This window comes from Actinomadura rubrisoli (genome assembly GCF_004349215.1).
Classification (GTDB): Bacteria; Actinomycetota; Actinomycetes; order Streptosporangiales; family Streptosporangiaceae; genus Spirillospora; species Spirillospora rubrisoli.
In genome coordinates, this window is record NZ_SMKU01000002.1 from 76,052 (window position 1) to 97,157 (window position 21,106).

The window sequence follows — 21,106 nt, forward strand, 5'->3', positions numbered from 1 at the left end:
GTTAGGCCGCGGCCTGCTGGCCGGGACGAGCGGTGTCGGCGAGCGCGAACAGGCGCTTCCAACCGGCGACGGTGAGCTGGTAGCGGACTCCGCCGTCGACCGACTGGACGATGAGGCCCCCGCGGGCCTGGACGTCGATTTGCGTCTTGACGGTGTCCGGGGTTAGCCCCGCCACCGTTGCGATCTCGCGGCACGTTGACGGGCGCTGTGCGGCGCGGAGGATGGCGTGCTCAACGTCGTCCCAGATGCTCGACGAGAAGCGGTTGGTCGTGATCATTGGAGAGGCCCTCTCGGGTTAGGCGGCGCACCTATAGCGGCCGGTTCGGGGTCGGGTGAGATAGCCGGCCTCGACGAGTTCCTTCAGGAGGTCGGCGACCTGGCGGTGCTTGAGGCCAGTGGCGGCTTCGATCTCCACGGGGCGGGTAGCGCCTGCGTGGACGGCGTTGACGATCGCGAGTCGTGAGCCAGCGAGCTCGGGAAGGCCGCGGCGTGGCGAGGCTGGTGCGATGTTCTCTAGATCTGCGGGGATGAGTGCGCGGGGGAATTCGATGACCTCGCCCATCTCTCCCTGTGCGGTCGTGTCCGGAGCGGGCTGCGGGGTTCGCATGTCATCGGGCAGGATGCCGCTGCGGAGCTGCTCAATCCGCGCGGCTGATGCCACACGACCTGCGGTTGAGGACTCGTGCCGGTCTCGGTAGGCGGTGCCTGCCGCGAGCGTCGCTGTCGCGGCGAGCGTGTCCAAGGCAACACTCGGCTGCGTAGCGAGCCAGCCCCGGGCGACCTCCGAGCTCTCCCCCGGGGTGGTGTTGCGGTTCCGGAACGGCGCGGTCCGGGTCCCCGTTTGCGGGGTGCCCTGTATGTACCCGTATCCGGGGATGTCCGGGAGGTGGCGTGGATCCACATCCAACCCGGGCATCAGTGAACCAGCCGTCTTGGAGGACACGTGCAAGGCGATGGCGTTGCCGGCCATGATGTTCATCCGCAGGGCCTCGGAGTTCCCGAAGGTTTCCAGGCCGGGGTACTGCGACAGGCAGATGAACGCGATGCCGACTTTGCGTCCTTCGCGGGCGATCTTTGCCCACCACGGTTTCCACGCCTTCACGCTGAATGGGTTGTGACACTCCTCCACGACGAACAGCAGCCCGGGCCGCTGGGGGGACGGGGTGAACCCGGTCAGGCCCTCGTAGGAGTTCTCCTCCCCGCGCGCTTTGAGGATCTCCACCGCGGCGAACAGCATGTCCTCGGCGTTGACCATGGTGCCGAACCAGTCGGCGTGCTCGGCCAACGCCGGCGACGATCCGCCGCCCTGAGGGTCGAGGTACCAGAACACGGTGTCGCCACCCGACAGCGCGGAGATGACCTTGTTCTCCGCGACGCGGGATTTTCCGCTGCCGGTGTCGCCGATGATGGCCATCGACCACATCGAGCCACTGGTGTACAGCCGAGACTTGGCTTCACCGGACCCGTCCGCCCAGGGGCCGAGGCCGATCAGTCCGTTCTCGCGGCGAGGGCCGTCGAAATTGACGGCGCCGGTGATGGGCGAGTGCTCAATGACCTGCAACCGGAACCGGGACGGGTACTTCTTCCCGGTGACCGGGTCCGGCGGCGCGGACTCGGCGATGAGGTGTTCGAATTCCTCCTCCAGACCCGTGGCGATCTTCGGGAGGGCGGCGACAACGTTCTCCAATGTCTGCTTGCCGCGGTCAAGCTGCCCGAGGAACTCATGCCCGTACTGGGTCGGCTTGGGAAGTGTGAGCTTGGAGTTGGCGAGTGGCCCGCCCGGGCACCCGATGAACGCGTCCCAGTCGTCAATGATCCGGGTTGCCCGGTTGATCGGTTCCTCCTGGTGCACTGCTTCTGGTGCCTCCTCGGGCGGTGGATAGCCGAGGCGGATGTGCTGCCACCAGCGGGCGGCGAGCCCGTACTCGACTGCGGCGAGGGCGGCGATGTCACTGGTCGCCACGCCGTAGGGCGCGACGGTCAGCCAGCCCGCACCGAACAGGCCACCTAGGAGGACGCGGCGGCCGAGGCGCCGACGGTGGCGCCTGGCCCGCTTCGACGTCAGTAGGGCTAGGGGGACTGAGATCCCGGCGAGGATGCCTGACATCCCTGCGGGGCTGACGGCGCCGACCGCCGAGATCGCCTCTGCGGCCACACCAGCGCCCAGCACGGAGCCCGCAAGCAGGTGAGGTAGCAGCGGGCGCCGGCACCGCCACACCGTGGCGTACAGACTGCGTTGGACTCGCACGCCGACGCTTTCAGGGCGCCACTCATCCTCGCCGGACTCTTCCCGCAAGTCGGCAGAGCCGGTTTGCTCCTCTTCGCGGAGATCTCCGACGTCAGGTGTGACCTTGACGAACGTGGGCATCGCCTGCTCCTCGCGCGTGAACCGGGGGACGTGGCGTCGGGTGAGGCGCCCGACCTCTGTTCGGGCGCCCGGACTCAACGTCAGTCCTGGGTGACGAACTCCTTGTCGCCGGCGCCCTGACGGGCCTGGTAGGCGTCCTTGACGACCATGTCGGCTTCGAGTTCGGCGTGTGCGTCGTCGAACGCGGCGGTCAGATGGCTGGCCAGATCCTGGGCGAGGGCGAGCTTGTCGATGACCGCTCCACTGACCCCGGCGTTCCGCATCGTCGAGATCGATATCTCGGTCGATGCCACTGCGGCCCCCGACTGGGTGGCCATCTCCTGGGTCCACCGCAGTGCGGCGATCAGGTTGGTGGTTTCTCCGGACACGATGTCCTCCTTGGTGATTGGTGGGGTGGAGCCTTTGCTGCGCCACCGGCTCAGGTCGGTGACGGTCCCTCCGGAGGCCTTGCCGCTGGCGGTGACTTCCTTGTCCTCCTGCTCGGGGACCACGGGCGGCGCGGCGGCTTGACGGGCTGCGGTGTCCGCCTTCTGCCGGGCGGTCTCCGTCTCCCAGCAGCTGCGGCACGCGAGGACGGTGCCCTCCGGGGCATGTGAAAGGTGGAGTGGTCGGAGGTTGGCCAGCCGGAACTCGTGGTTGCACAGGTAGCAGCGGGCATCTGGCGCTTGAGGCGCTTCGGCCGTGGGATCAGCGGACGGCCCCGCCGAAGGCCTTGCAGAAGCCTTAGCGGAGGGTGCGGGGGCCTGGTCGTCGACGGAGGGGTCCATGCGCTCGTTGATCTCGTAGGCATGATCCTCGGCGTCGGCGAGATCCTTCTTCGCCCATTTGCTGCGGCGACGCGCGGCGGCTCTCTTCGCCATCCGGGCTCGCCGCTCATCGGCGGACGCGCAGGCATCCGACCAGGCGTTGGCGAAGAACCGTCGGCCCGGGCCCCCACCCGAACTGCCCTTACTTCGCTTCCAACGCTCTTGCTCGCGCCGGAAACTCGGCGGGTCTTCCCCGCGGGCCTTCCACGACAGGTCCTGGACGGTGTTGCGGGTCAGGTAGTAGGCGATCCACAACGCCAGCAGCAGGTCGAAACCCATCACGACTCCCCAAGATCGGAGACGAACGCGGCGACCTTGGTGTTGACCGTTTCCACTGCGTCCCCGCCGGTCTTCCCGAGGGACCCGCCGATCACTAGGGCCAGCAGTGTTGGCATCACGACCGCGGCGAACTGGGCGCCCTTGTCGGCCTGCTTGTCGAAGGAGATGTCGGCGACGGCGATCCCGACCATGATGATCGTCACCGCGACCGACACCGCGAGCACCAAGTCCGGCTCGTCGGCGAGGTCAGCCGCGCCCTTCCCCACAAACGACACCGAGCCAGCGACCCCCTTGCCGACAACGGTGTGGGCCAGACCACACCCGGCAGTCGCGGCCAGCAGCATCGTGATGACAGCTACGGCCTTGGCGTTGCGCTGCGAGTTCACTCGCTTGTTGAACACGTACAGCGTCGCCAGACCGGCGAGCAGCACAACCCATCCCATGATGGTTCCTCCTTTGCTTTAGATGAGCCACGACAGTGGCGGGGCGTGGGACAGCAGCCACAGCAGCAGCAGCGCCGCGGCGAGCCGGGAAGGTCGCTCGGCGATCCACTCGATGACGGCGCATATCGCGATGGCGGGGAGCGCGACGGTGAGGGCGTACACCTGGCCGACCTTGCGGGCGGCGCCGTCCTCGGTGGTCCACTCGCCGCGGGTCGTGTACGCCCACACCTTCGCGAGGCCTGCGCGGTCCTTCGACCACACGTCCGGTGGGGTGAAGGTGACGCGGACCCACGCGGTGACCTCCGCCAGATAGTCACGCGCTGTGATCGTCGAGGTTTCCGCACTGTCGGGTTGTGACTGTGCGGCTTCGGGGTTACTCTCGCGCGCACCTGCGCGCGTTGCGCGTTGGGTTTCTCCCTCGGGCAGAAAGTCACTGTGCGGACCGCACTGTGCGGACTGTGCGGTCCCCCGCTCAGGCTCACTGTGTGTCGCCGTCACCGGCTCCTCCTTCCGTCTTGCGGTACAGCCGGTTCCCGGCGTCCACGAGCATTTGCACGAGCCGTTCAGCGCCTTGCGGGTCCGGGTGGGCCGCGAGCCCGGCCCGGTAGTGATCGGCTGCGATCATGACCCTCGCCCGCGGATCTGTGGTCGCGGCGAGCGCCTCGTTCAGGCGTTGCAGGCGGCGGGGGAACCGGGCCGTTCGGCGCATCGGCTTGCCCTTCGCGCGGCGGCTACCGGCCACCGGTGCCACCGCCCGCCAACTGCAACACGGCGATGACCGCGACCAGGACCAGCAGCACGGCTCCGGCCATGAGCAGCGGACGGACCAGAGCGGCGCTCGGCACCGCTAGGGCGACGATCAAGAACCAGGTGAACGTCGCACCAGCCGCGGACCACACCGCGGCGATCTTGAACCCCGCCTTCGAAGGGAATCGCTGGACGATCACTGGTTCACCGCCTCCTGGTTCGCGTCCTGGTTCACGAGTTCGCGTGCCTCGGTGAGCCGGTTGTAGGCGGTGGTTTTGGTGAACCCGAGGCGTTCGCGAACCACCCCGAGGGTCACCGCATCCCTGCCGAATTCACGGATGAGGTTCACGACTAGTTGAACCTCGGCGGTCTTCTTCGCCGCACGGTCAGGGAGGTTCGCGGTGCTATGAACCTGGTGGGCCTGCTTGGTTCGCGGTTCGGCAGGGGGTTCTTGAACCTGTGGTTCAAGAACCTCGGTTCGCGTTCCCTGCTTCGCCGTGGGCGGTTCAAGTTCGCGAGGCTGGTGAACCTGAACCTTCGCTGGGCGAGGTTCGTGAACCTGCTCCGCGACTGGTTCGTGAACCTCCACCTGAACCGGCCTTTGTACCTCGGCGCGAACCTCGACCCGCGTCGGCGTGAACTCCACGGGCGTGAACTGCCGTCCCTGAACCATGAACCCGGTTCGCTGAACCAGTGACGTAAACCCCGCCCATGGCGCCTCCGGGGTCAGGTTCGCGAGCGCGTCCGCGTTGTACATCGACCCGAGTTGGGCGATGAGCGCTTGCTGCCGGGCCGGGTCTGCGGCGAGGCCAGCGTGCGCGACCGCAGACAGCATCGCCCGGTCGAGGCGGTGCTTGGCGAGGTCGATCCGCCAGTCCCGTGCGTCATCCCGGCGGAGTCCACGGACCTTAGCGGCGGCCTTGGCGACGCGGGTGAGGCGCCGGTGCGCGTCGACCTCGGAGGCGGTCCGGCCAGACGGCTCCGCGATGCGAAGCCACACTAGGACCCGCTCCGGGGTGAGCCGCAGGTGGATCGTGGAGCCGCCGCGGGCCCGGCGACGTTCGATCGACATGCCCCGTTCCCACAGCCACGCTGCCAGCAGAGGCATCGCGAGCCGGAACGCCGCCTCGGGCCACTCGTCGGCGTCGGTTGCGGAGAACGCGCCGGACAGGGCGGTGACGACCCACACGGCTATCCCGTCGATGCCGGCCTTGGCGTCCTCGGGGATCTCGGCCTCGCGGATGTTGCGGCGGGCCCGCATCGCGCACGTGAACGTCACCAACTCGAGGACAGCGAACGCGACGATGCGGAGCTCGACAGGGAAGTCGAGGATGTCGCGGAAGAACCGCCACATGCCCTGCGCGGCAATACCGGCGGCGATCACGGCGACGACGAACGTGAGCCGGTTCTCCAGACTCGCCTTCGCCTCAGGCGCCCCATCGGTCTTGCGCTTGGCGGGCCGCCAAGCCAGGAACGCTTTCCAGGTGAGGACGCCGACGAGGACAGCCCCACCGGACACCAGGTACGGCCACGCGTCGGCGGCGACCGCCTCAAGTTCGGTGAGGGACGGGGCGTTCATGCCGCCTCCCGCACAGACACGGTGAGGCGGCTACGCTTCATCTTCCGGCGCTCCCGCTCCGACAGCCCGCCCCACACACCGAACCGTTCGTCGTGGGCGAGGGCGTACTCCAGGCACTCGGTCCGCACCTCGCAGACGAAACAGGTTCGCTTCGCGGCCCGGGTGGATTCGCCCTTCTCCGGGAAGAACGCGTCCGGGTCGGTCTCGGCGCACAGGGCGCGCTCGGTCCAAGCGGGCACGTCAACGACCGGCAGGGCGGGCGGTGCGGGCGACTCCCACGGCAGTTGGACACGGACGTTGCGGGGTCGAGGCGCAGGCATCGTAGTGCTCCTCAGTAGGGAAGAGGCTGGCCGGACGGGGTCCGGGTGTCGGGCTGCGAGGTGGGTCGCCGCGGCGGCCGCGGCTTCTGCTGGGTCTGGCGTGTCACGGCGCACCGCCCACAGCGGGTGAGGTGTCGAGGCGCCAGCCGCGGATCGTGTTCGGGCTGCGGCGCAGGATCCGGTCGGCGACGAGGCCGGGGACGGTGCCGCCGAGGTAGTCGACGCGACCGCAGATCGACAGGGTCGGCTGCCGGTCGGCGCCGTTGTCGGTGTACGGGGCCAGGAGCACGGCGAGGTCGGGATGGTCGCGGGGGTAGATAGCGACGCGTACGGCGTCACCGCGGTCCATGAGGTAGCCGCTGTGCCAGACCCAGTCGGGGCCGGTGTGCTTCTGCGGGCCGTTGAAGATCCCGGTGACCGTGATCTCGGCACCGACGCAGTGGGCGCCGGAGACCACAGCCTGGATGCTGGAGGTGGTCATTCCGCCTCCTTGGGGTAGTACTGCGCGCATGCCTCGGCGGTGTCGACTGCGTCCTGCCCGCGGCGCGGAGGCCACGTCGCGTCCTCGAGTTCGGCGAGCAGCTCCTCGTCCTCGTCGGGCAGTTCGACAGTCATCGACTCCGGGTGAGAGGACGGGGGCTCGTTGATCGCCTTCACGGTGGACCCACACGCAGAACAGAAGAACCAGGGGCCGTACCTGCGGCCGCTACCGGAGGTCTCGGCGGGCTGGAACTGCCAGATGTGTTCGCCGGAGAGGCGGTGCCACAGGCGTCGCAGAGCGTTCACCGCGGCTCACCCCGGTCCCGCAGGTTCGCGGCGGCCTGGTCCACGGCGGCGAGGGCCCGGATCGCGAACAGCTCACCCTGGATGAACTCGGCCTCGCCGCTGTCCACCGCGTTGGTCAGCTCGCGGATGTAGGAGACGCGGCGTTCAGCGTTCATCCCGGGCGGCGGGTCCGCGAGCTTCACGATCCCGCCGGCGAAGTGGAACCCGTACGGGGTGCCGTCCCCAGCCGTGTCCTCGACCGTGTACTGGAACAGTGCCGTCAGCTTGAACCGGTGCCCGGGCTTGCTGGTGGTGCACTCGCAGACCAGCTTGGGTGCGCCCGTGTCGCCGCGCAGTTCGTGGGTGCCTTCCAGCCCGTAGCGGCGCAGGCCCATGAAGACCGCGGCCTCGCCGGCTTCGTAGGTGCGGCGCCCGAAGGTGATGGTGCCGTTGCTCACAGGGTCACCTCGCGGTTGAGGTCCGCGGCGTGCACGGCATGCCCGTGGGGGCAGCGGTAATGGATCGGACCCTCGTCCAGCGCGACGCCCTCATGGGCGGGGCAGTGCGCTGGCGGACGGGTCGACGGGGCGGTCAGGACCCGGGCAGCGGTCATGTTTCGCTCGACCAGGTCAGAGGCGGTGCGGATCATGACGCGGCCTCCTGCGGTGGGTGGTAGCCGGCGACGGCTCCGAGCCATGTGGCGTGGTCGGCGACGGCGGGGGTGGTGGCGACGTGAGCACCGGATGCCTGGAGCAGCAGGGCGAGGAGCGCGTCGGCGGACACGCCGGGCGCTGGACGGGTGTCGATGCCGAGGGCGTCGAGCATCTCGCTGAACGCGACCCTCGCTGCGGCCAATGGCAGCGCATCGACGGGAGATGCGGGGGCGGGGACGACCGTGAGAGCCGGCCGCTCGATAGCGGGGGCGGTCACTTCTGCCTTCCATGCTGCTGCCGGTCGTAGGCGTCCCGGACCTTCTTCGGCTCGCCGCCCGGGTAGGTGATGGTCTGCTCGTCGGTTACGCTGGTGAGCATCGGACCTGCCTTCTTCGCAGTGGGTGAGCGTCCTACTGGCCCCGCCCTGGTGTTCCAGCACCGGGCGGGGCTTCGTGCTGTACGGGGAGCTCTCCGCCGCCCCGCGCGGGGTCTCTGCCACAGAAGTGCCAAGAGCCTGGACGGGCCTCAGTTCTTGTCCGCGAGGACGTGGCGCGCCATGTCTGTGGTGATGTCGCTCCGGCGCTGGCCGTAGCGGATCTCGGCGTACACCTCCTCGGGCGTGAACCTCGGATGCTTCGCGGCGACTTCGAGGATGAATCGGGTTTTGGCGTCGTCGAGGTCGGCAGGCGCTGGCGAGGTACTGCGCTGGAGGGGGCGACGGACGGACCGCTCTCGCTTGTCGGAATAGGTCATCGGTCGTTCTTCCTACTGGTGGATGTGGGGTGGAGCCCTCCGCCGCCCCGCCCATCAGGGGACCTGACACGAGGGCGTCAGCAGACGAGACGGCGGAGGAGATCATGACGACGCCTTCAGCACAGTGACTTCGTCATCGGGGGCCAGGCAGAACGACATGCTTGGGTCGTCGGAGAGCGTCAGGTACACGGTGGGCGCACCACCCTCGCCGTGCTCCCGGTAGGTGGCCTTCACGACCGTCGGCCACCGTCCGCCGGCCTTCGTGATCTGCTGGTTGTCGCGGACAGGGCGCCGCCGCCAGCGGGACTTGTAGCGGCACACAACCTTGGTCACGCTCTGGTCTTCGCGGACCTCGCGGGCCTGGATCGTTTGTGTCTGCTGCTTGCCGCTCATCGGGGCGTCCTCCGGCGCAGCCGCTGGAGGAACACCTGGACCGGCACCAGCGGCGGTAGGTCGCCGCACGCTGGGCAGTCGTCATGCTGGTGCGAGACGTCGCTGCACTCGGGGTCGAACACCTCGGTGACCTGACCGACGACCAGGACGTACACCGCGAGGACGAACCCGGTCCCGAGCAGCAGCTTCGAGTCCTGGATGAAGCCAGTGGCCCCGAGCAGGATCATCGAGATCATGGCCGGGGAGGGGAGCGCCCGGACGACCCGGCGTGCCTTAGCAGTGCCGTGCGGCGTCGTTCGCTCGGGCTCAGCGTGCGCGACTGTGTGGTGGATGGACAGCGGATGGGGGCCCCGCGAGATTCCACGCAGCGTGCGCGGAGTTTCCTCGGGCGTCGGCTCGCCTCTGCCAGACGTGATCATGAGTGGTCCTCTCTCGGTGGGAAGACGGTGCGCCAGGCGTCGACCAGGGCACGGCCCCTGTACGAGCCGAGCCGCTCGAGGTACTCCTCGGCAGCTGAGCGCGGAGTGTCGGCGTTGACCTGCGTCTTGGTGGCTGGCTCGACCTGAGCCGCGGTGTCTTCACGTGTCACTGGAGACCTCCGAGCGACACGCCGCGCCGCCATCCCGGAAACGGGATGGGCGGCGGCAGAGACTTGAGGTATGGGCAGAACCCGTACCCCTCGATGGGCTCGGCGCTTCCGACAGCGCCGTGCCGCCACCCGCATCCCGTCCGGCTATCAGCCCGGACACGTCCACGGCTTCACCGGAGAAGCCGCAACCATCCCGGTCAGCCGCACGTACTACCGCAGTGACACCTGGGACGCGCCCGAACTGAGGCTCCATCTGACCGCAACCGTCAACTACCTCGGAAGGATCGCCAAACGCTCCTACGCGCAGGCTTCCAAGCGAGGAGACGTTGACGCGCTCGCCATGCTTGACGCCGAACACCGGCCCCTGGCGGACACGGTGCTGATCGCCCCGCACCGCGTCCGGAGTGCCATGGACGCCCGCGGCTACGACGACATCGACCACCGGCCTGACCTTGAGGACCCTCATAGCTGGTCCTCCGCGGCGTAGTTCGCGGCCTCCGCGAGGTCGAGTCCGGTTACGCGGCCGGACGCGAGACAGCCACGGAGGCTGACGGGGATGCCCGCCGCCATCGACGCTGCGAGCCGCAGCGCTCGCGTGGCACGAACAGGTCCTTCAATCTCGCCGGCGTCTAGGGCGGTGACTGCGTCCTCCCAGAGCACGTGGGCGTGCCGGACACCGCTCGCCCGGTCCCGCTTCTTCGCCACGCGCACGAACCGGGCGACGAAGTCGGGCCGGGCGAGCCAGTACGGAACGAGCCCCTCCACGGTCGTTTCGATCAGTGCCTGAATAGCGATGTGTTCGCTGTCGGCGACGGCATGGGGGCAGTGCTTCGCGTACGTCGTGAGCCCGTCGCACAGGTCTGCGAGCCCGATCGGCTTGGTCTTGCGACTCAGAACATTCAGCACGCCTACTCCTCGCCGCTGCCGGGGGTGTAGAGGCATCCCGGCCGGTCCGTGTCGAACACGGCCATCGCGAGGGGCGCCTCGTCCTGTTCTGGGCCCGGGTGCACGGGGTCCGTGGACGTCATGTCGGTGGAGTTCATGCCGCTCCCTTGTTCGCCTTGGCGAGCCACTGGGCGGCGAACACGTCGAAGTCCGGGTGCCGGCCTGCTCGTACCTCCGCGATGACGTCGTCGACGAACTCGCGGAGGATTAGGTGTTGGCCGCCGCACCGGCCACTCGGCCATGCGCCTGCCTGAACGCGACGGCGTACCGTCATGGTGGAGATGCCGAGGATCTGAGCGACTTCGGAGATCGTAAGGAAGAGGGGCGACTCGTCGGATGGCGAGTCCGGCTCAACGGCGTCGACGCTCACAAGCGCGTCCTTCCCGGGGGGCGTCATGCCGCGGCCTCGACCGGCTGGGCCACTCCCTCTTGGGCCTGGGCGATCCAGTTGGCGGCGTAGTCCTCGAAGCGGGCGCCGGACGGCGCGCTGATGAATCCGAAGACGAAGTCGCTTCGCATCCGGTAGCTGTCGCCGAACTGGACGCCGGGGAAGCGTCCTTCACGGAGCCCGCCGTAGAGGTAGGACTTGCTGACCTTGAGGACCGTCGCTGCCTCCGAGACGAGCAGGAAGGGTCCCGTGCTGCACGCGCACGGCGTGCGCTCGATGTCCTTCGCGCCCTGGAGACGCTCGGTGCTCTGCATGGACTAAACGTTATGACGTTTAGCCAATGATTGCAAGGGGCTCCGTGCTGTTCCTCTTTCGAGGTGCTGCCCTACCTGGGAAGCTGCTTGTAGGCGTTGCTATAAGGTTTCGGACAAGCGAGGAGGTGGAGGTCGGATGCAGGGAAAGCAGGGGCGTCCTGCGTACAGGCAGATCGCGGAGGATCTCCGTGCGCAGATCGAGGATGGTTCCCTGCCGGAAGGCGCCCGCATCCCGTCCGAATCCGAGCTCGGTGCGGACTACGGGGTCTCAAGGATCGTCGTCCGAAACGCGATGGGACTCTTGGCGAGCCAGGGCCTGATCAGCAAGGAACGTGGCCGTGGATCATTCGTTCGGCACCGGGGCCCGAAAGAGACACGCATCGTCGGTGACTTCTACGGCAAGCGCCACACGGGTTCACCGTTCGCGGCAGCCGTGAAGGCGGCTGGGCATCGACCTGAGTGGGACTACCAGACCAGAGAGACGACCGCGTCGCCCGCGGTTGCTGAGCGGCTCGGCATCGAGGGCGGCGACCCCGTCATGCGCACGACGTACACGTTTTTCAGCGATAACCAGCCCGTCATGCTGTCGACGTCGTATGAGCCGCTGGCGATCACGCGCGGGACGCCCGTCGAACATCCTGAGGCCGGGCCGATCACCGGAGTTGTCGCGCGCATGGACAGCATCGGGAAGGTCATAACGCACGTCACCGAAGAGACTGTGGCTCGGGCGGCCAGGAACATAGAGAGGGAAGCCCTCGACGTCGCCGAGGGGACCCCGGTGTTCGCCATCACCCGGACGTACTTCGCCGGCAACCAGGCCGTAGAGACTGCGGACATCGTCGTGTCCGCGGACCGCTACAAGCTCAAGTATCGGGTGCCTCTACCTCCGCCAGGTGAGCAGCGGGACTCGGAGTGATCTGTCCCGATGGTCCGTCCACTAGCCCCACCGGCCCGTAGAGCGCGAGGACGTCGGCCACCGACGAGCCGCTTCCTCGCCGACCCCAACGCAGAGGTCCCGCAAATGTGGTGCTCGAGGTGTCTGAAGCGAGATCCCGGCGATCCATGCCCCAACGATCGCCCGTACAGGCTGCGTCACGCCATGTACGAACCCTGCAACTCCAGTGCATCATCGGCAAGTAGAGCCATTAGCTAACGCAGGAGGGGTGATGATGGGCCCGACGCGATCGTGGACGGGACGAGACGCGACCACCCTGCGGAAGGCGCTGCGCATGACCACCGACGGCTTCGCTGCACGGCTGCAGGTCGCGCCGCGGACCGTCGCGAACTGGGCCGCTCACCCGGAGATGGTGCCGCGGCTCGGAGCGCAGGACGAGCTCGACCGTCTGCTTGCCGCTGCGCCCGCTGAGGTCCAGGCGCACCTCGACGATGCCAGTGCTTCGACCGGAGTTGAGGCGGCCCAGGTGTTGCGCGTAGCGATCGCGGTCCTTGCGCACGACGGCCAGGTGCTCCTGGTCCGTCGGCGTGACGACGGCGCCGGGATCTCGTGGCAGTTCCCTGCGGGGATTATCAAGCCTGGTGAGCGTGGCGAGGACGTCGCCGTCCGTGAGACGCTCGCGGAGACCGGCGTGCACTGCTCGGTGAAGGAACACCTTGGTAGCCGCTGCCACCCGGTGACCGGCGTCCAATGCGACTACTACCGGTGCGATTACCTGGCAGGGGACGCCTACAACCGCGACTCTGTTGAGAACACTGGCGTGACGTGGGCGCCACAAACACAGTTGACCAAGTTCCTTTCGAGAGAGACCGTCTACCCGCCGGTACTGCGGATGCTGGAGGACACCCATGCAGCCTGAGATCGACACTCGCCCGACGATCGCGGCGGCCGTCATCGTGCAAGGTGGCCGATTCCTCCTGGTGCAGCGGGCTGTGTCCGAGGGGTCGCTGTCGTGGCAGTTCCCGGCTGGCGAGGTCGAGATCGGCGAGACGCCGGAAGACGCCGCGGTGCGGGAGACCGCCGAAGAGGCCGGCGTCACAGTGGTCGCGAAGTCGCGGCTGGGGGAGCGGATCCACCCGGCGACAGGCCGCACGATGATCTATGTCGCCTGCGAGATCGTTGAGGGTGAAGCGCATGCGGCCGACGTCGACGAGATCGCGGCTGTCCACTGGTGCCACCTCGACGAGATCGGCGACTTCGTCCCGTACGGGTTCTACGAGCCGGTGCAGTTGCACCTCGAAGCGCAGCTCGCCTGATGCAGGCGCTATCGGGAGACGGGGCAGGCTAGCCAGTCGTCGTAGCTGTCGCCGTTCCCGCGGTGCGTGAGGTACCTCTTGGCCTCCAGCCATTGGAAGGCGTCCATCAGCGTCATCGACGTGAACGCGTCGTACCGCGATGACTGGCATCACCAGCTCGAGCGGCAACGGATCAGGGAACTCGGCTGGAGTGACTCTCTTGGAGCCCGCCGCGAGGCTGAATACGTCTGCGGTCGCCTCGAACGAGGGGCCTGCGGCTAGGTCGCGCACCCTGGGCCAGCCTTATGGGGTGGTCTGACGACATGTCGTGTATCCCCCTACTCGGTCGGTTGTCAAGCATCGCAGGTCAGTCCGGCGTTCTGATGTGCCACTTCTGGCACAAGATCGCGATTCGGTGCCACTTTTGGCCCAGCTGCCCGCATCGAGCTGTGCCATTTTTGGCACAAGATCATTGCGGCCTCCTGCGGTAGTAGGTCCGGCGAGAGATCCCGAGTTTGGTCGCCGCGGTCTTCGCGTCGGACTCCCAGATGCGCATCCCGATCGCCAGCCGAAGCTCGCCGCCTGCCGTGGTCCCGTCGATCAACCCTTCAAGCCATCCCTTGAGTTCTTCGAGTTCCTCACGGGCTGACCGCTCCGCTGGGCTCTCAGCCGCTCGCGCGCCTGGGCTCCAGGAGACACAGCGCAGCGAGATACCGCGAGCGGTCATCGCGCGCTTCACGTCAGCGGGAGCGCAGCCTCGATGGCACATCCAGACGATGCGCTGCGAGCCGCCAGCCGTGAGGCTCAGCGTCCGCTTGCTCTCCTCTGGGCGAGCGCACACCGGGCAGCGTGCGGACCACTGTCGTTTGCCTTCAGCGGTCCTACGCGCGCCGTCCAAGTTGGCGCAGACGTGGTCTGTCAAACAGTCTTCGGCGTCGAGTTCACAGCGGTGCACGACCACCGCCGGAGTCGAGCGTCGCTGATGGGGCCGAGATGCATCGTGGGCTATTCTGGCTGTGCTGGTTGCTGTGGAGGCGACCGAAGCGTTTGCGGCTCTCAGGCTTTGCCTGGGGGCCGCTTCTTCTACCTGGCGGTGGCATGTTCACCTCCCTCCTGCGGAGAGAGCAGGAGGGAGGCCAGCCGCTCGAGGTCGTCCTGCGCGAGAGCGGGGGCGTCGGCGCGCAGCTTGGCGATGAAGTCGCGGGCGTGTTTGACCTTCAGTTCGTAGCGGAGGTCCGCCACGAGATCGGGACGGTCAGGGTGATGCCGCTTCAGTGCGGCGAGTCGGGCGCGGGTGCTGCGCCAGTCGGGTTCGGGCACCGGGTAGCCCTTCGAGCTTTCGCCCTGCTGATCCCGCAGGTCGACACCACAGCGGTGGAGGGAATCCTGCCCGCGGTCGGCTTCCCTTCCCCAAGAGGGCCGTGCCGCGGGTGGCACTGGATAACCGCTGTCGCCTCCCGTAGGAGACCGCCTCCCGTTTAGGAGGACTCCGGTTGCTCACTGCTAGTGATTTTAGCAGGAAAGGCAGTGGTCCAAGCCGGACCGTTTCTACGCGGCGTCTCCGTCGATCTGCGGCGGCGGGTCGTCGTCGGCGAGATCAAGCCCAATCTGAGTGAAGCCTCGGGCGGCGAGTCCGCGGGCGCTGTGGGTGAGCTGGTATGCGAGGACGCCGGCGGCGCTGCGATGGAGTTCCCAGTGGGTGCCTGTCCACCAGAACATGGGCTCGTACGTCCGCCGGGGGGCGCCGGACACTTTGAGGACACCGGCCGCCCGTAGTCGGCGCGTGAGTTCGGGGACGGCATAGTTCATCCCGTACCGCTGCCTGAGCTCGGCGGCGACTTCTTCCCAGGTGTAGGTGACGGGTTCGAACGCCATGACCGGCTTGAGGGCGTAGGTGCCGGCACGGCGGATGGTCGGGAGAACGTCGCGGTACACCCAGTCCTGGAACCGAGTGACTTGGTCGCGGACCGTTGAGTCTTTGATCCGCGACACTTGCCGTTGTCCGAGCACGCGGTAGAAGCCAGGCTCGGTGACGTGCCATATCCGCTGGTCACCACCAGGGGTACACGCTGTCGTGTACCCCTTCTCTTCGTCTGGGATGGACTCTACGAGCCGGTGAGCGTCACGGAAGGCCAGGGCCCGCGCGAGTCCGGGCGCTTCTACCTTGAAGGAGTCACCGATCGGTGTGATGCGCAGGTGGAACTCTTCGTTGTGGAACAGCCGCAAGCCGTTCATGCCGCCTCCAGCGGTGGGGTTGCTGAGGTGCTGTGCATGATGACACAGTATGATTCCAGTCATGTTGAGTCAACTTGAGCGATCTGAGCAAACGCCGCGCGGAAGGGTGGGGAGTTGACGTTTCTGGAGGACGCTGACGAGGCGGCATGGACACGACTAGGGCGATTGCTTGCTGCCCGGCGCGCCGAACTCTCCCCGAAGTTTCGCTCCAGGCGTCTCTTCGCGGAGTTTGCGGGGATCAACCACCGGGTCTTGTACGACATCGAGAGTGCCCGACGCCGAAACTTCAGCCCCAACACCCTGACGGCCATTGAACACGCGTGCTCCTGGAAGCCAGGTTCGATCGCGCGGATCCTCGAGGGCGGGGACCCAGTTGAGAACACTGTCATCCTTGGTCCCGTCCGGGCCATCGACGACGACCCCGTCAGCCCCGTAGAGATTCCCGCAGAAGTTGACCTTTTTGCCATCCCGCGGTGGGAACGCCACCTCTGGCTTGCTCCTGACCTCTCGCGGAAGGAGCGCCGACTCTTGATCAATTTGATCAGAGCCGAGCGTCTCAGTGCTGAGCAAGATGATCCGCCGACTGGCAGCGGGTGACGGTCCCGAGAGCGCTCGCTTGCTGAGCGATCTGCTGGTGGCGGTCAAGCCAGGTGCTGCTGTCCCCCGTAGAGGGTGACTGCGCTGACGCGTCCAGGCGGTGGATGGTTCACCCACTGGTCGCCTCGGCCCACTCTGGTCATCGCGCGCCACGTTGCTGGACCTCGGGAATGGATCAGGACGCTGGCTCTAGGTTGGGGCGGCGAAGAGGGTGACCGTGAAGGGAGACGCCAGTGGCTGTCGAGTACACGCGTCCGGTGGTGCCAGCCGAGGATGAGCAAGTGATTGCGCAGGCCATGGCGGTGTGGGACGCGTTGACGCCGGGTGAGCAGCGGGAGGTGTTCCGGTCGTTGGCGCAGGTGGTGACCCGATATGGGCGGACGAAGGATGTTGACGCTCTGACGCGGTTTGCGGAGAGTGTTGACGGGATGGTTCGTCTGGAGTCAACCACTGACCTACGGCGAGCTATACGGGAGACCCGCGGGGCGCCGGGTAAGCCGGCGGAGGTGAGCTTCGCGGACATGGCCAGGCAACTCGAGGAGTAGCCATGCGGCGGCTGCGGCCCACCACCGAGACTCAGCGGGTCGTGGCCGAGTGGTCGGCCTCCGCGTCACCGGACCACCGGCAGCGCCTTGCGGAGCTGTTGAGGACGTTGGATGACGGGTGCTGGGAGACGCGGTGGTGGAACGAGCAGTGCAGCAGTGAGCCCGAGGTATACGAGTTGAGGTTCGACACGGCAGCTCACGTGTTCATGCGGATCTTCGTTGATGAGGTTGATGGGGTGGAGTACGCGGACTTCATCTCGATCGAGCACAGTGGCGCATCTACTCGGGAGCGGTGACTAGCCGATCGGCCAGTTGCGGCAGGCTAGGAGGTTGTACGTCCGCGGAGGATTGACCGGCGCCCGCGGGCAGCAGGTCAGCGCTGGCTTCGTCGGTTGAGTCTCGTCGACCGGACCGGGTCGGCGGGTTGCTGGCTACTCTTGGATGGCCAGGGTCAGGTTATGAGGAGACGTGGTGACTGAGGCGTCCGGATCACAGCAGTCCGCGTTGACCGCTGGGGAATCCTCGCTGAGCGTAGACGACCGTCAGCGCCTGCGGGCAGAGCTCTATCAGCTACTTCTGGATCTTGAAGCCACGGACTCAAATGTGCCTCGCGATCCGCCGAAGGTGCCAACTAGCGGTCGCGCTCCGGACGTGGTCTATTACTCGCAGCGGGCTGGCCAGCTCTCGCCGACGGCGCTACGGCTCGGGCTGGTGCACTGGGCCGAGCGCTCTTCAAAGCCGAGTTCGGATTCGCTTCACGAGCTGCTCTTCCTTCTGGAAACAAGGGAGCGGGCATCACGTAAACACGGCCGGGGCGGGCATCCTGCCCGCATGCGGAATGTCCCCGTGGCTGACGGTCTAGCGGCTGAAGTTGAGGAGAAGGCCGGCGGCGAGCCCTTGGGCGGACTCGTGGAGCGGCTGCTGCGTGACTGGCTGGCCCAGCGGCGACTCGAGGACTACCTTCATGCCTCCGATGAAGAAGACGCCCCCTTGACTGAGGATGAGGTTGAGGAGGGAAGGCGGGCGTGGCGCGGCGAGGAGTAGACGACCGGCCGCCGCTGCTGCCGTCCCGTTCGTTCGTTCTGGACGCGCAAGGACTCGGCCTGTACGTGGCGCGTGACCGGAGGATGCGCGCGATCATTGCAGCGGCGCTGGAAGACGGGTTCGTTCCGGTGATCAGCGTGTTGACGTTGGCGGAGCAGCGGTACTCGATGAACGGCCCGGCGTTTGATCATGCCCTGTCGTCGGTGACGGTGGTTGATGCGAACCGTGCGATCGCAGAACGGGCCGCGCGGCTGCTGGCGGAGGCGGCGTTGGACGGGCACGAGAACCTGATCGACGCCTTTGTGGTCGCTACAGGGTCGTTCGCTGAGGTCGGTGCGCGAGTGGCGAGTTCGGATGCCTCGCACATGCCGCCGTTGTGCAAGGCCGCGAGGGTTGTCACGGGTCGGACGATCGGGCTGGTTCGGATCTAGCCTCGGCCGGTTGCGGCAAGCCAGGTGCTGCTGTCTTCAGGGAGAGTTGACCACGGCCTGCCGCGCGGCTGCGGGCGGCCCGGGTCAGCGGACATTGCGGGTCTACTTAGCGTCTCGCGGAGACTTGCGTACTCTTGCTATATGGCAGGAGACGAGATCCAGGTCGCGCTGCCCGCAGCGACCGTTGAGGCTGCCAGGGCCATCGCCGAGGCCGTCGGCACGTCTGTGGGTGAGCTCGCGGCGCGTGGGCTCCGCAACGAGGTCCTCCGTCGGCAGTTGGCCGCTGATCCTCTTGCCGAAGATGATGAATGGCTGGATTTCGCCGAGGAGGCCGAGGAAGACTTGCGCCGGTGAGGCGCGGAGAAGTCTGGATCGTCGGCAGCCGGGTGTCGGGCCGTGATCAGTATGTCCTGATTGTCGGCAATGACCTCCTGGTCGAGTCTCTCGGCTCGGTGATCACGGTCGGTGTGGAAGCCGGGGAGGCGTTCGCCGGTGCAAGCATGGTGACTGTTCAGCTGACGCAGCCGTTCGAGGGTACGGTGCGGGCCCACTGGGTCACGACTGTCCGCAAGGACCGGTTCGAGCGGATGGTGGGGATGGTCGATCGGCACACCATGGACGTGGTGGACGCGGCGTTGAGGGCCGCGCTGGATCTGTAAGCGCCTGATTCATCTGCAGTTGGGGCCTGGGCCGTCCGGGTGGGCTTCGAGGTAGGCGGCTTCGATGGCGGGTGTGGCTTGCCCGGAGAACGCCCGGTTGCCTTGCTCGACCCACCAGGCGCGGATGCGGGCGTGGTAGGCAGGGTCGGGTCCACGGCGAGGGGCGTCGCTGGGGTGCTTGGCGGCCATAGTGGGTCCTTTCCGCAGGTCAGGCGGCGATTCCGGTGATCGTAGTCTGCCGTACGGGTCGGACAGTGCCGGGACGGGACTGCGGCGGGGCGCTGTCGAGGCCGGTGCCGGCGCGCGGCATAGCGGGCCGCAGGGGGATTGCCCGGCTGATGGCGTTAGTTGTGTAACTGTCTGTGTGCTCTGGGGTGGCTGCTCGCCTACCGGCGCCCGGCAGCTACGGCCCATACGTCTCCGTGGAAAGATTCTTACGGGTATTCATCTCCCAGTGTGGTGGGCAAACGGCTGGCAAATTGCCGTATCTTGCGGGCATATGTCGCGATACCCGAAAGTACTTTCGGATTCAACTCCGATGACTTGAGGGGCTAATCTGTCGTTCACGGGGCGCACACGGGCCGTTGGCGTCAAGATTGCCATGGGAACTTCAGCGTTACTGTTGGCCAGTTCATTACCTGAGCGGCCCACGGTCTTGATCGGAAAGGATCGGCCACACCTAGATCCGACGTGCCACCTGACGCCCCCCGGCTGTCGGTGACCTTGCGGCCCGGCTCGGGCCGGCTGGAAGGCGAAGGATCTTAGGGGAACTGCTCGAGCACCCCCCTAGTGCTCTCATGGAACGAGGGTCGCCCCCCGCTGCGAAGCTGCCAGCCACCGGCTGGGGGCGACCCTCCCAAACACGACCCCGGGAGGGGCCTGATGTGCATGGAAGACTACGCGAGATGCGCCCAGGATGTGGTGGACATCCCAGGCGCGGTTGATCGTCTCACCGATTGCGTCACCGCTGCGGCGGACGTCAGGAGCCTGGCATGACCGCCCAGCCTCCTGACGCGTTTGGTGACTACCGAGTCACCAAGCTTCTCGGGAGGGGAATGGAAGGGGAGACCTTTCTCGCGGTGGATCCGTCCGGCCGCGAGGTCGCGATCAAGACCATCCACCTGGAGGAGGTGAGCAGCCGTAAGGCCGGGCGTGCTCTGGACCGTGAGGTGGTCGCGCTGCGGTCGATCAACTGGGCTTACGCCCCGAAGTTCATCGGGTACCACCCGAAGGCCGACCGGCCCTACTACGCGATGGAGTACATCGAGGGCATCACCGTCGATGATGCGATCGCGCTCACCGGGGGGCTGGGAGACGTGGAGGCCCAGCGTCTCGCTGTGCGGCTCGCGGCGATCCTCGCCGCGCTGCACACGGCCGGGGTCGCGCACGGGGACTTCCGTGGTCAGAACCTCATCATCAGCAAGGACGGCGGGATCTACGTCGTGGACTTCGGGCGTGCCACGTTGCGGTGCGACTCTCGGCAGCGGTTCAGGCAGCGCCGCGACAGTGATCTGCGGCAGTTCGGAGAGCTGATCGTGTTCGCGCGGAACGGGCGGTCGGCGTTCGGGAAGGACAGCTCGCTGGCGATCGAGCGGTACAACGAGGGACGCCCGGACCTGGGGGCGCTGTCGTCGCGGGCGCGGACGGTCGCGGCGGAGCTGTTGCGCAAGCCGGGCCGTGGGCGTCGGCGTCCGTCGGCCAGGCGGGTGCACCGCGTTCTGGTGCATGGGCGGCGGGGCCGGTGGCGGTTCGGGTCTGGGATCTTCACGGTCCTGGTCTGTGTCGTGGATGCCAGCGCGATCGGTCATGTCCTTCGAGCGTCGGGGGTCGGCTGAAGACTAGCTCTGTGGGGGTCGGGGTGGTCATTGGTGACGGGACGCCGATGACCACCCTTGGTGGGACCGTGATGGGCCGGTGCGCTGACGCGTTGATGCTCAGGTGGTTGGCGGGCTGTCCGGGTATGGCCGTACTTCCGCTGAGGAACCCGTTCGAGCACGCTGCGCTACAGACTGGTGCCCCCTCAAACGGAAGGCGCCTCATGGCCCAACCGCCGCTTCCTCGTG

Annotated in this window: 35 protein-coding genes; 12 read left to right on the forward strand and 23 right to left on the reverse strand. The window is 67.2% G+C overall.

Annotated features, from left to right (window positions below; translation table 11 throughout):
* Nucleotide 1: 1 nt before the first annotated feature.
* The 17 genes from E1298_RS01180 to E1298_RS01260 all read right to left on the reverse strand — a co-directional run bounded on the left by E1298_RS01180 (nucleotide 2) and on the right by E1298_RS01260 (nucleotide 9,342).
* Nucleotides 2-277 (reverse strand): helix-turn-helix domain-containing protein, encoded by a 276-nt coding sequence (locus tag E1298_RS01180; RefSeq protein ID WP_131888839.1) that lies wholly within the window; start codon nucleotides 275-277, stop codon nucleotides 2-4.
* A gap of 18 nt (nucleotides 278-295) precedes the next feature.
* The gene (locus E1298_RS01185; protein ID WP_131888840.1) at nucleotides 296-2,368 is read right to left on the reverse strand and encodes a hypothetical protein; all 2,073 of its coding nucleotides are present in this window, start codon (nucleotides 2,366-2,368) and stop codon (nucleotides 296-298) included.
* Nucleotides 2,369-2,448: 80 nt separating this feature from the next.
* Entirely contained in the window at nucleotides 2,449-3,453 is a 1,005-nt protein-coding gene (locus E1298_RS01190; RefSeq protein ID WP_131888841.1) for a hypothetical protein, read from the reverse strand.
* Nucleotides 3,453-3,896, reverse strand: a complete 444-nt coding sequence (locus tag E1298_RS01195; RefSeq protein WP_131888842.1) for a hypothetical protein — start codon at nucleotides 3,894-3,896, stop codon at nucleotides 3,453-3,455. Before E1298_RS01195 ends, E1298_RS01190 begins: the two co-directional genes overlap by 1 nt.
* Nucleotides 3,897-3,914: 18 nt before the next feature.
* On the reverse strand, nucleotides 3,915-4,157 hold the full coding sequence (locus E1298_RS01200) for a hypothetical protein (protein WP_131888843.1): 243 nt from the start codon (nucleotides 4,155-4,157) through the stop codon (nucleotides 3,915-3,917).
* Nucleotides 4,158-4,374: 217 nt separating this feature from the next.
* Nucleotides 4,375-4,638 (reverse strand): hypothetical protein, encoded by a 264-nt coding sequence (locus E1298_RS01205; protein WP_165975233.1) that lies wholly within the window; start codon nucleotides 4,636-4,638, stop codon nucleotides 4,375-4,377.
* The gene (locus E1298_RS01210; RefSeq protein ID WP_131888845.1) at nucleotides 4,628-4,843 is read right to left on the reverse strand and encodes a hypothetical protein; all 216 of its coding nucleotides are present in this window, start codon (nucleotides 4,841-4,843) and stop codon (nucleotides 4,628-4,630) included. The genes E1298_RS01205 and E1298_RS01210 overlap by 11 nt, the downstream gene beginning before the upstream one ends.
* Nucleotides 4,840-6,222, reverse strand: coding sequence for a hypothetical protein (locus E1298_RS01215; protein ID WP_131888846.1), 1,383 nt, complete (start codon nucleotides 6,220-6,222; stop codon nucleotides 4,840-4,842). The genes E1298_RS01210 and E1298_RS01215 overlap by 4 nt, the downstream gene beginning before the upstream one ends.
* The gene (locus E1298_RS01220; RefSeq protein WP_131888847.1) at nucleotides 6,219-6,542 is read right to left on the reverse strand and encodes a WhiB family transcriptional regulator; all 324 of its coding nucleotides are present in this window, start codon (nucleotides 6,540-6,542) and stop codon (nucleotides 6,219-6,221) included. Before E1298_RS01220 ends, E1298_RS01215 begins: the two co-directional genes overlap by 4 nt.
* A gap of 103 nt (nucleotides 6,543-6,645) precedes the next feature.
* Nucleotides 6,646-7,023, reverse strand: a complete 378-nt coding sequence (locus E1298_RS47645; RefSeq protein ID WP_165975234.1) for a hypothetical protein — start codon at nucleotides 7,021-7,023, stop codon at nucleotides 6,646-6,648.
* On the reverse strand, nucleotides 7,020-7,328 hold the full coding sequence (locus E1298_RS01230; RefSeq protein WP_131888849.1) for a hypothetical protein: 309 nt from the start codon (nucleotides 7,326-7,328) through the stop codon (nucleotides 7,020-7,022). Before E1298_RS01230 ends, E1298_RS47645 begins: the two co-directional genes overlap by 4 nt.
* Nucleotides 7,325-7,765 carry a hypothetical protein gene (locus E1298_RS01235; protein ID WP_131888850.1) on the reverse strand — a complete coding sequence of 147 codons (441 nt, stop codon included), beginning with the start codon at nucleotides 7,763-7,765 and terminating at the stop codon, nucleotides 7,325-7,327. The genes E1298_RS01230 and E1298_RS01235 overlap by 4 nt, the downstream gene beginning before the upstream one ends.
* The gene (locus E1298_RS01240) at nucleotides 7,762-7,956 is read right to left on the reverse strand and encodes a hypothetical protein (RefSeq protein ID WP_131888851.1); all 195 of its coding nucleotides are present in this window, start codon (nucleotides 7,954-7,956) and stop codon (nucleotides 7,762-7,764) included. The genes E1298_RS01235 and E1298_RS01240 overlap by 4 nt, the downstream gene beginning before the upstream one ends.
* The gene (locus E1298_RS01245) at nucleotides 7,953-8,237 is read right to left on the reverse strand and encodes a hypothetical protein (protein ID WP_131888852.1); all 285 of its coding nucleotides are present in this window, start codon (nucleotides 8,235-8,237) and stop codon (nucleotides 7,953-7,955) included. The genes E1298_RS01240 and E1298_RS01245 overlap by 4 nt, the downstream gene beginning before the upstream one ends.
* A gap of 248 nt (nucleotides 8,238-8,485) precedes the next feature.
* Nucleotides 8,486-8,713: a hypothetical protein gene (locus E1298_RS01250; RefSeq protein WP_131888853.1), complete on the reverse strand. Its 228-nt coding sequence runs from the start codon at nucleotides 8,711-8,713 to the stop codon at nucleotides 8,486-8,488.
* A 102-nt stretch (nucleotides 8,714-8,815) separates the two neighbouring features.
* On the reverse strand, nucleotides 8,816-9,106 hold the full coding sequence (locus E1298_RS01255; protein WP_131888854.1) for a hypothetical protein: 291 nt from the start codon (nucleotides 9,104-9,106) through the stop codon (nucleotides 8,816-8,818).
* Nucleotides 9,103-9,342 (reverse strand): hypothetical protein, encoded by a 240-nt coding sequence (locus E1298_RS01260; RefSeq protein WP_131888855.1) that lies wholly within the window; start codon nucleotides 9,340-9,342, stop codon nucleotides 9,103-9,105. The genes E1298_RS01255 and E1298_RS01260 overlap by 4 nt, the downstream gene beginning before the upstream one ends.
* 423 nt (nucleotides 9,343-9,765) lie before the next feature.
* Here E1298_RS01260 and E1298_RS01265 point away from each other — a divergent pair, with 423 nt between their 5' ends.
* Nucleotides 9,766-10,182 carry a hypothetical protein gene (locus E1298_RS01265; protein WP_131888856.1) on the forward strand — a complete coding sequence of 139 codons (417 nt, stop codon included), beginning with the start codon at nucleotides 9,766-9,768 and terminating at the stop codon, nucleotides 10,180-10,182.
* On the opposite strand, the gene E1298_RS01270 is transcribed toward E1298_RS01265, so the two are convergent.
* Genes E1298_RS01270 through E1298_RS01280 form a run of 4 tightly spaced genes read right to left on the reverse strand, consistent with a single transcriptional unit; the run spans nucleotide 10,158 to nucleotide 11,342 of the window.
* On the reverse strand, nucleotides 10,158-10,601 hold the full coding sequence (locus tag E1298_RS01270; protein ID WP_131888857.1) for a hypothetical protein: 444 nt from the start codon (nucleotides 10,599-10,601) through the stop codon (nucleotides 10,158-10,160). The two genes, E1298_RS01265 and E1298_RS01270, sit on opposite strands and share 25 nt — an antisense overlap.
* A 2-nt stretch (nucleotides 10,602-10,603) precedes the next feature.
* Nucleotides 10,604-10,738 (reverse strand): hypothetical protein, encoded by a 135-nt coding sequence (locus tag E1298_RS51085; protein ID WP_279497490.1) that lies wholly within the window; start codon nucleotides 10,736-10,738, stop codon nucleotides 10,604-10,606.
* Nucleotides 10,735-11,010, reverse strand: coding sequence for a helix-turn-helix domain-containing protein (locus tag E1298_RS01275; protein WP_165975235.1), 276 nt, complete (start codon nucleotides 11,008-11,010; stop codon nucleotides 10,735-10,737). The genes E1298_RS51085 and E1298_RS01275 overlap by 4 nt, the downstream gene beginning before the upstream one ends.
* Nucleotides 11,011-11,033: 23 nt before the next feature.
* Complete coding sequence (locus tag E1298_RS01280; protein ID WP_131888859.1) at nucleotides 11,034-11,342, reverse strand: excisionase family DNA-binding protein; 309 nt, start codon at nucleotides 11,340-11,342, stop codon at nucleotides 11,034-11,036.
* A gap of 136 nt (nucleotides 11,343-11,478) precedes the next feature.
* Between E1298_RS01280 and E1298_RS01285 the strand changes: the two genes are divergently transcribed.
* From E1298_RS01285 to E1298_RS01295, 3 genes are all read left to right on the forward strand, one after another.
* Nucleotides 11,479-12,258 (forward strand): GntR family transcriptional regulator, encoded by a 780-nt coding sequence (locus tag E1298_RS01285; protein WP_131888860.1) that lies wholly within the window; start codon nucleotides 11,479-11,481, stop codon nucleotides 12,256-12,258.
* Between the two features lie 313 nt (nucleotides 12,259-12,571).
* Nucleotides 12,572-13,156, forward strand: coding sequence for an NUDIX hydrolase (locus tag E1298_RS01290; RefSeq protein WP_207944373.1), 585 nt, complete (start codon nucleotides 12,572-12,574; stop codon nucleotides 13,154-13,156).
* Complete coding sequence (locus E1298_RS01295; protein ID WP_131888861.1) at nucleotides 13,146-13,553, forward strand: NUDIX hydrolase; 408 nt, start codon at nucleotides 13,146-13,148, stop codon at nucleotides 13,551-13,553. The genes E1298_RS01290 and E1298_RS01295 overlap by 11 nt, the downstream gene beginning before the upstream one ends.
* Nucleotides 13,554-14,615: 1,062 nt before the next feature.
* Here the strand turns inward: E1298_RS01295 and E1298_RS01300 are convergent.
* Nucleotides 14,616-14,852, reverse strand: a complete 237-nt coding sequence (locus E1298_RS01300) for a hypothetical protein (protein ID WP_131888862.1) — start codon at nucleotides 14,850-14,852, stop codon at nucleotides 14,616-14,618.
* A 228-nt stretch (nucleotides 14,853-15,080) separates the two neighbouring features.
* The gene (locus tag E1298_RS01305; RefSeq protein ID WP_131888863.1) at nucleotides 15,081-15,767 is read right to left on the reverse strand and encodes a BRO-N domain-containing protein; all 687 of its coding nucleotides are present in this window, start codon (nucleotides 15,765-15,767) and stop codon (nucleotides 15,081-15,083) included.
* Nucleotides 15,768-15,881: 114 nt separating this feature from the next.
* Between E1298_RS01305 and E1298_RS01310 the strand changes: the two genes are divergently transcribed.
* The 8 genes from E1298_RS01310 (at nucleotide 15,882) to E1298_RS01345 (ending at nucleotide 20,878) form a co-directional block, all read left to right on the forward strand.
* Complete coding sequence (locus E1298_RS01310; protein WP_131888864.1) at nucleotides 15,882-16,364, forward strand: hypothetical protein; 483 nt, start codon at nucleotides 15,882-15,884, stop codon at nucleotides 16,362-16,364.
* A gap of 233 nt (nucleotides 16,365-16,597) precedes the next feature.
* A complete protein-coding gene (locus E1298_RS01315) occupies nucleotides 16,598-16,909 on the forward strand; it encodes a hypothetical protein (protein WP_131888865.1) in 312 nt (103 codons plus the stop codon).
* Nucleotides 16,910-16,911: 2 nt separating this feature from the next.
* Nucleotides 16,912-17,205, forward strand: coding sequence for a hypothetical protein (locus E1298_RS01320; protein WP_131888866.1), 294 nt, complete (start codon nucleotides 16,912-16,914; stop codon nucleotides 17,203-17,205).
* Between the two features lie 175 nt (nucleotides 17,206-17,380).
* The gene (locus tag E1298_RS01325) at nucleotides 17,381-17,953 is read left to right on the forward strand and encodes a hypothetical protein (protein ID WP_131888867.1); all 573 of its coding nucleotides are present in this window, start codon (nucleotides 17,381-17,383) and stop codon (nucleotides 17,951-17,953) included.
* A complete protein-coding gene (locus E1298_RS01330; protein ID WP_131888868.1) occupies nucleotides 17,935-18,384 on the forward strand; it encodes a hypothetical protein in 450 nt (149 codons plus the stop codon). The genes E1298_RS01325 and E1298_RS01330 overlap by 19 nt, the downstream gene beginning before the upstream one ends.
* A 141-nt stretch (nucleotides 18,385-18,525) precedes the next feature.
* The gene (locus E1298_RS01335; protein WP_131888869.1) at nucleotides 18,526-18,738 is read left to right on the forward strand and encodes a hypothetical protein; all 213 of its coding nucleotides are present in this window, start codon (nucleotides 18,526-18,528) and stop codon (nucleotides 18,736-18,738) included.
* Complete coding sequence (locus E1298_RS01340) at nucleotides 18,735-19,043, forward strand: type II toxin-antitoxin system PemK/MazF family toxin (RefSeq protein ID WP_165975236.1); 309 nt, start codon at nucleotides 18,735-18,737, stop codon at nucleotides 19,041-19,043. Before E1298_RS01335 ends, E1298_RS01340 begins: the two co-directional genes overlap by 4 nt.
* 992 nt (nucleotides 19,044-20,035) lie before the next feature.
* Entirely contained in the window at nucleotides 20,036-20,878 is an 843-nt protein-coding gene (locus E1298_RS01345; protein ID WP_131888871.1) for a serine/threonine protein kinase, read from the forward strand.
* Nucleotides 20,879-21,106 lie beyond the last annotated feature (228 nt).

Excerpts from the sequence above, each read along its gene's own strand:
- E1298_RS01190 (WP_131888841.1), bottom strand. The coding sequence starts at position 3,453 with ATGGGTTTCGACCTGCTGCTGGCGTTGTGGATCGCCTACTACCTGACC.
- E1298_RS01260 (WP_131888855.1), bottom strand. The coding sequence starts at position 9,342 with ATGATCTCGATGATCCTGCTCGGGGCCACTGGCTTCATCCAGGACTCG.
- E1298_RS47645 (WP_165975234.1), bottom strand. The coding sequence starts at position 7,023 with ATGACCACCTCCAGCATCCAGGCTGTGGTCTCCGGCGCCCACTGCGTC.
- E1298_RS01285 (WP_131888860.1), top strand. The coding sequence starts at position 11,479 with ATGCAGGGAAAGCAGGGGCGTCCTGCGTACAGGCAGATCGCGGAGGAT.
- E1298_RS01335 (WP_131888869.1), top strand. The coding sequence starts at position 18,526 with ATGGCAGGAGACGAGATCCAGGTCGCGCTGCCCGCAGCGACCGTTGAG.
- E1298_RS01280 (WP_131888859.1), bottom strand. The coding sequence starts at position 11,342 with ATGCAGAGCACCGAGCGTCTCCAGGGCGCGAAGGACATCGAGCGCACG.
- E1298_RS01195 (WP_131888842.1), bottom strand. The coding sequence starts at position 3,896 with ATGGGATGGGTTGTGCTGCTCGCCGGTCTGGCGACGCTGTACGTGTTC.
- E1298_RS01180 (WP_131888839.1), bottom strand. The coding sequence starts at position 277 with ATGATCACGACCAACCGCTTCTCGTCGAGCATCTGGGACGACGTTGAG.
- E1298_RS01255 (WP_131888854.1), bottom strand. The coding sequence starts at position 9,106 with ATGAGCGGCAAGCAGCAGACACAAACGATCCAGGCCCGCGAGGTCCGC.
- E1298_RS01265 (WP_131888856.1), top strand. The coding sequence starts at position 9,766 with ATGGGCAGAACCCGTACCCCTCGATGGGCTCGGCGCTTCCGACAGCGC.
- E1298_RS01250 (WP_131888853.1), bottom strand. The coding sequence starts at position 8,713 with ATGACCTATTCCGACAAGCGAGAGCGGTCCGTCCGTCGCCCCCTCCAG.
- E1298_RS01305 (WP_131888863.1), bottom strand. The coding sequence starts at position 15,767 with ATGAACGGCTTGCGGCTGTTCCACAACGAAGAGTTCCACCTGCGCATC.
- E1298_RS51085 (WP_279497490.1), bottom strand. The coding sequence starts at position 10,738 with ATGAACTCCACCGACATGACGTCCACGGACCCCGTGCACCCGGGCCCA.
- E1298_RS01295 (WP_131888861.1), top strand. The coding sequence starts at position 13,146 with ATGCAGCCTGAGATCGACACTCGCCCGACGATCGCGGCGGCCGTCATC.
- E1298_RS01185 (WP_131888840.1), bottom strand. The coding sequence starts at position 2,368 with ATGCCCACGTTCGTCAAGGTCACACCTGACGTCGGAGATCTCCGCGAA.
- E1298_RS01215 (WP_131888846.1), bottom strand. The coding sequence starts at position 6,222 with ATGAACGCCCCGTCCCTCACCGAACTTGAGGCGGTCGCCGCCGACGCG.
- E1298_RS01345 (WP_131888871.1), top strand. The coding sequence starts at position 20,036 with ATGACCGCCCAGCCTCCTGACGCGTTTGGTGACTACCGAGTCACCAAG.
- E1298_RS01220 (WP_131888847.1), bottom strand. The coding sequence starts at position 6,542 with ATGCCTGCGCCTCGACCCCGCAACGTCCGTGTCCAACTGCCGTGGGAG.
- E1298_RS01290 (WP_207944373.1), top strand. The coding sequence starts at position 12,572 with ATGACCACCGACGGCTTCGCTGCACGGCTGCAGGTCGCGCCGCGGACC.
- E1298_RS01240 (WP_131888851.1), bottom strand. The coding sequence starts at position 7,956 with ATGATCCGCACCGCCTCTGACCTGGTCGAGCGAAACATGACCGCTGCC.
- E1298_RS01320 (WP_131888866.1), top strand. The coding sequence starts at position 16,912 with ATGCGGCGGCTGCGGCCCACCACCGAGACTCAGCGGGTCGTGGCCGAG.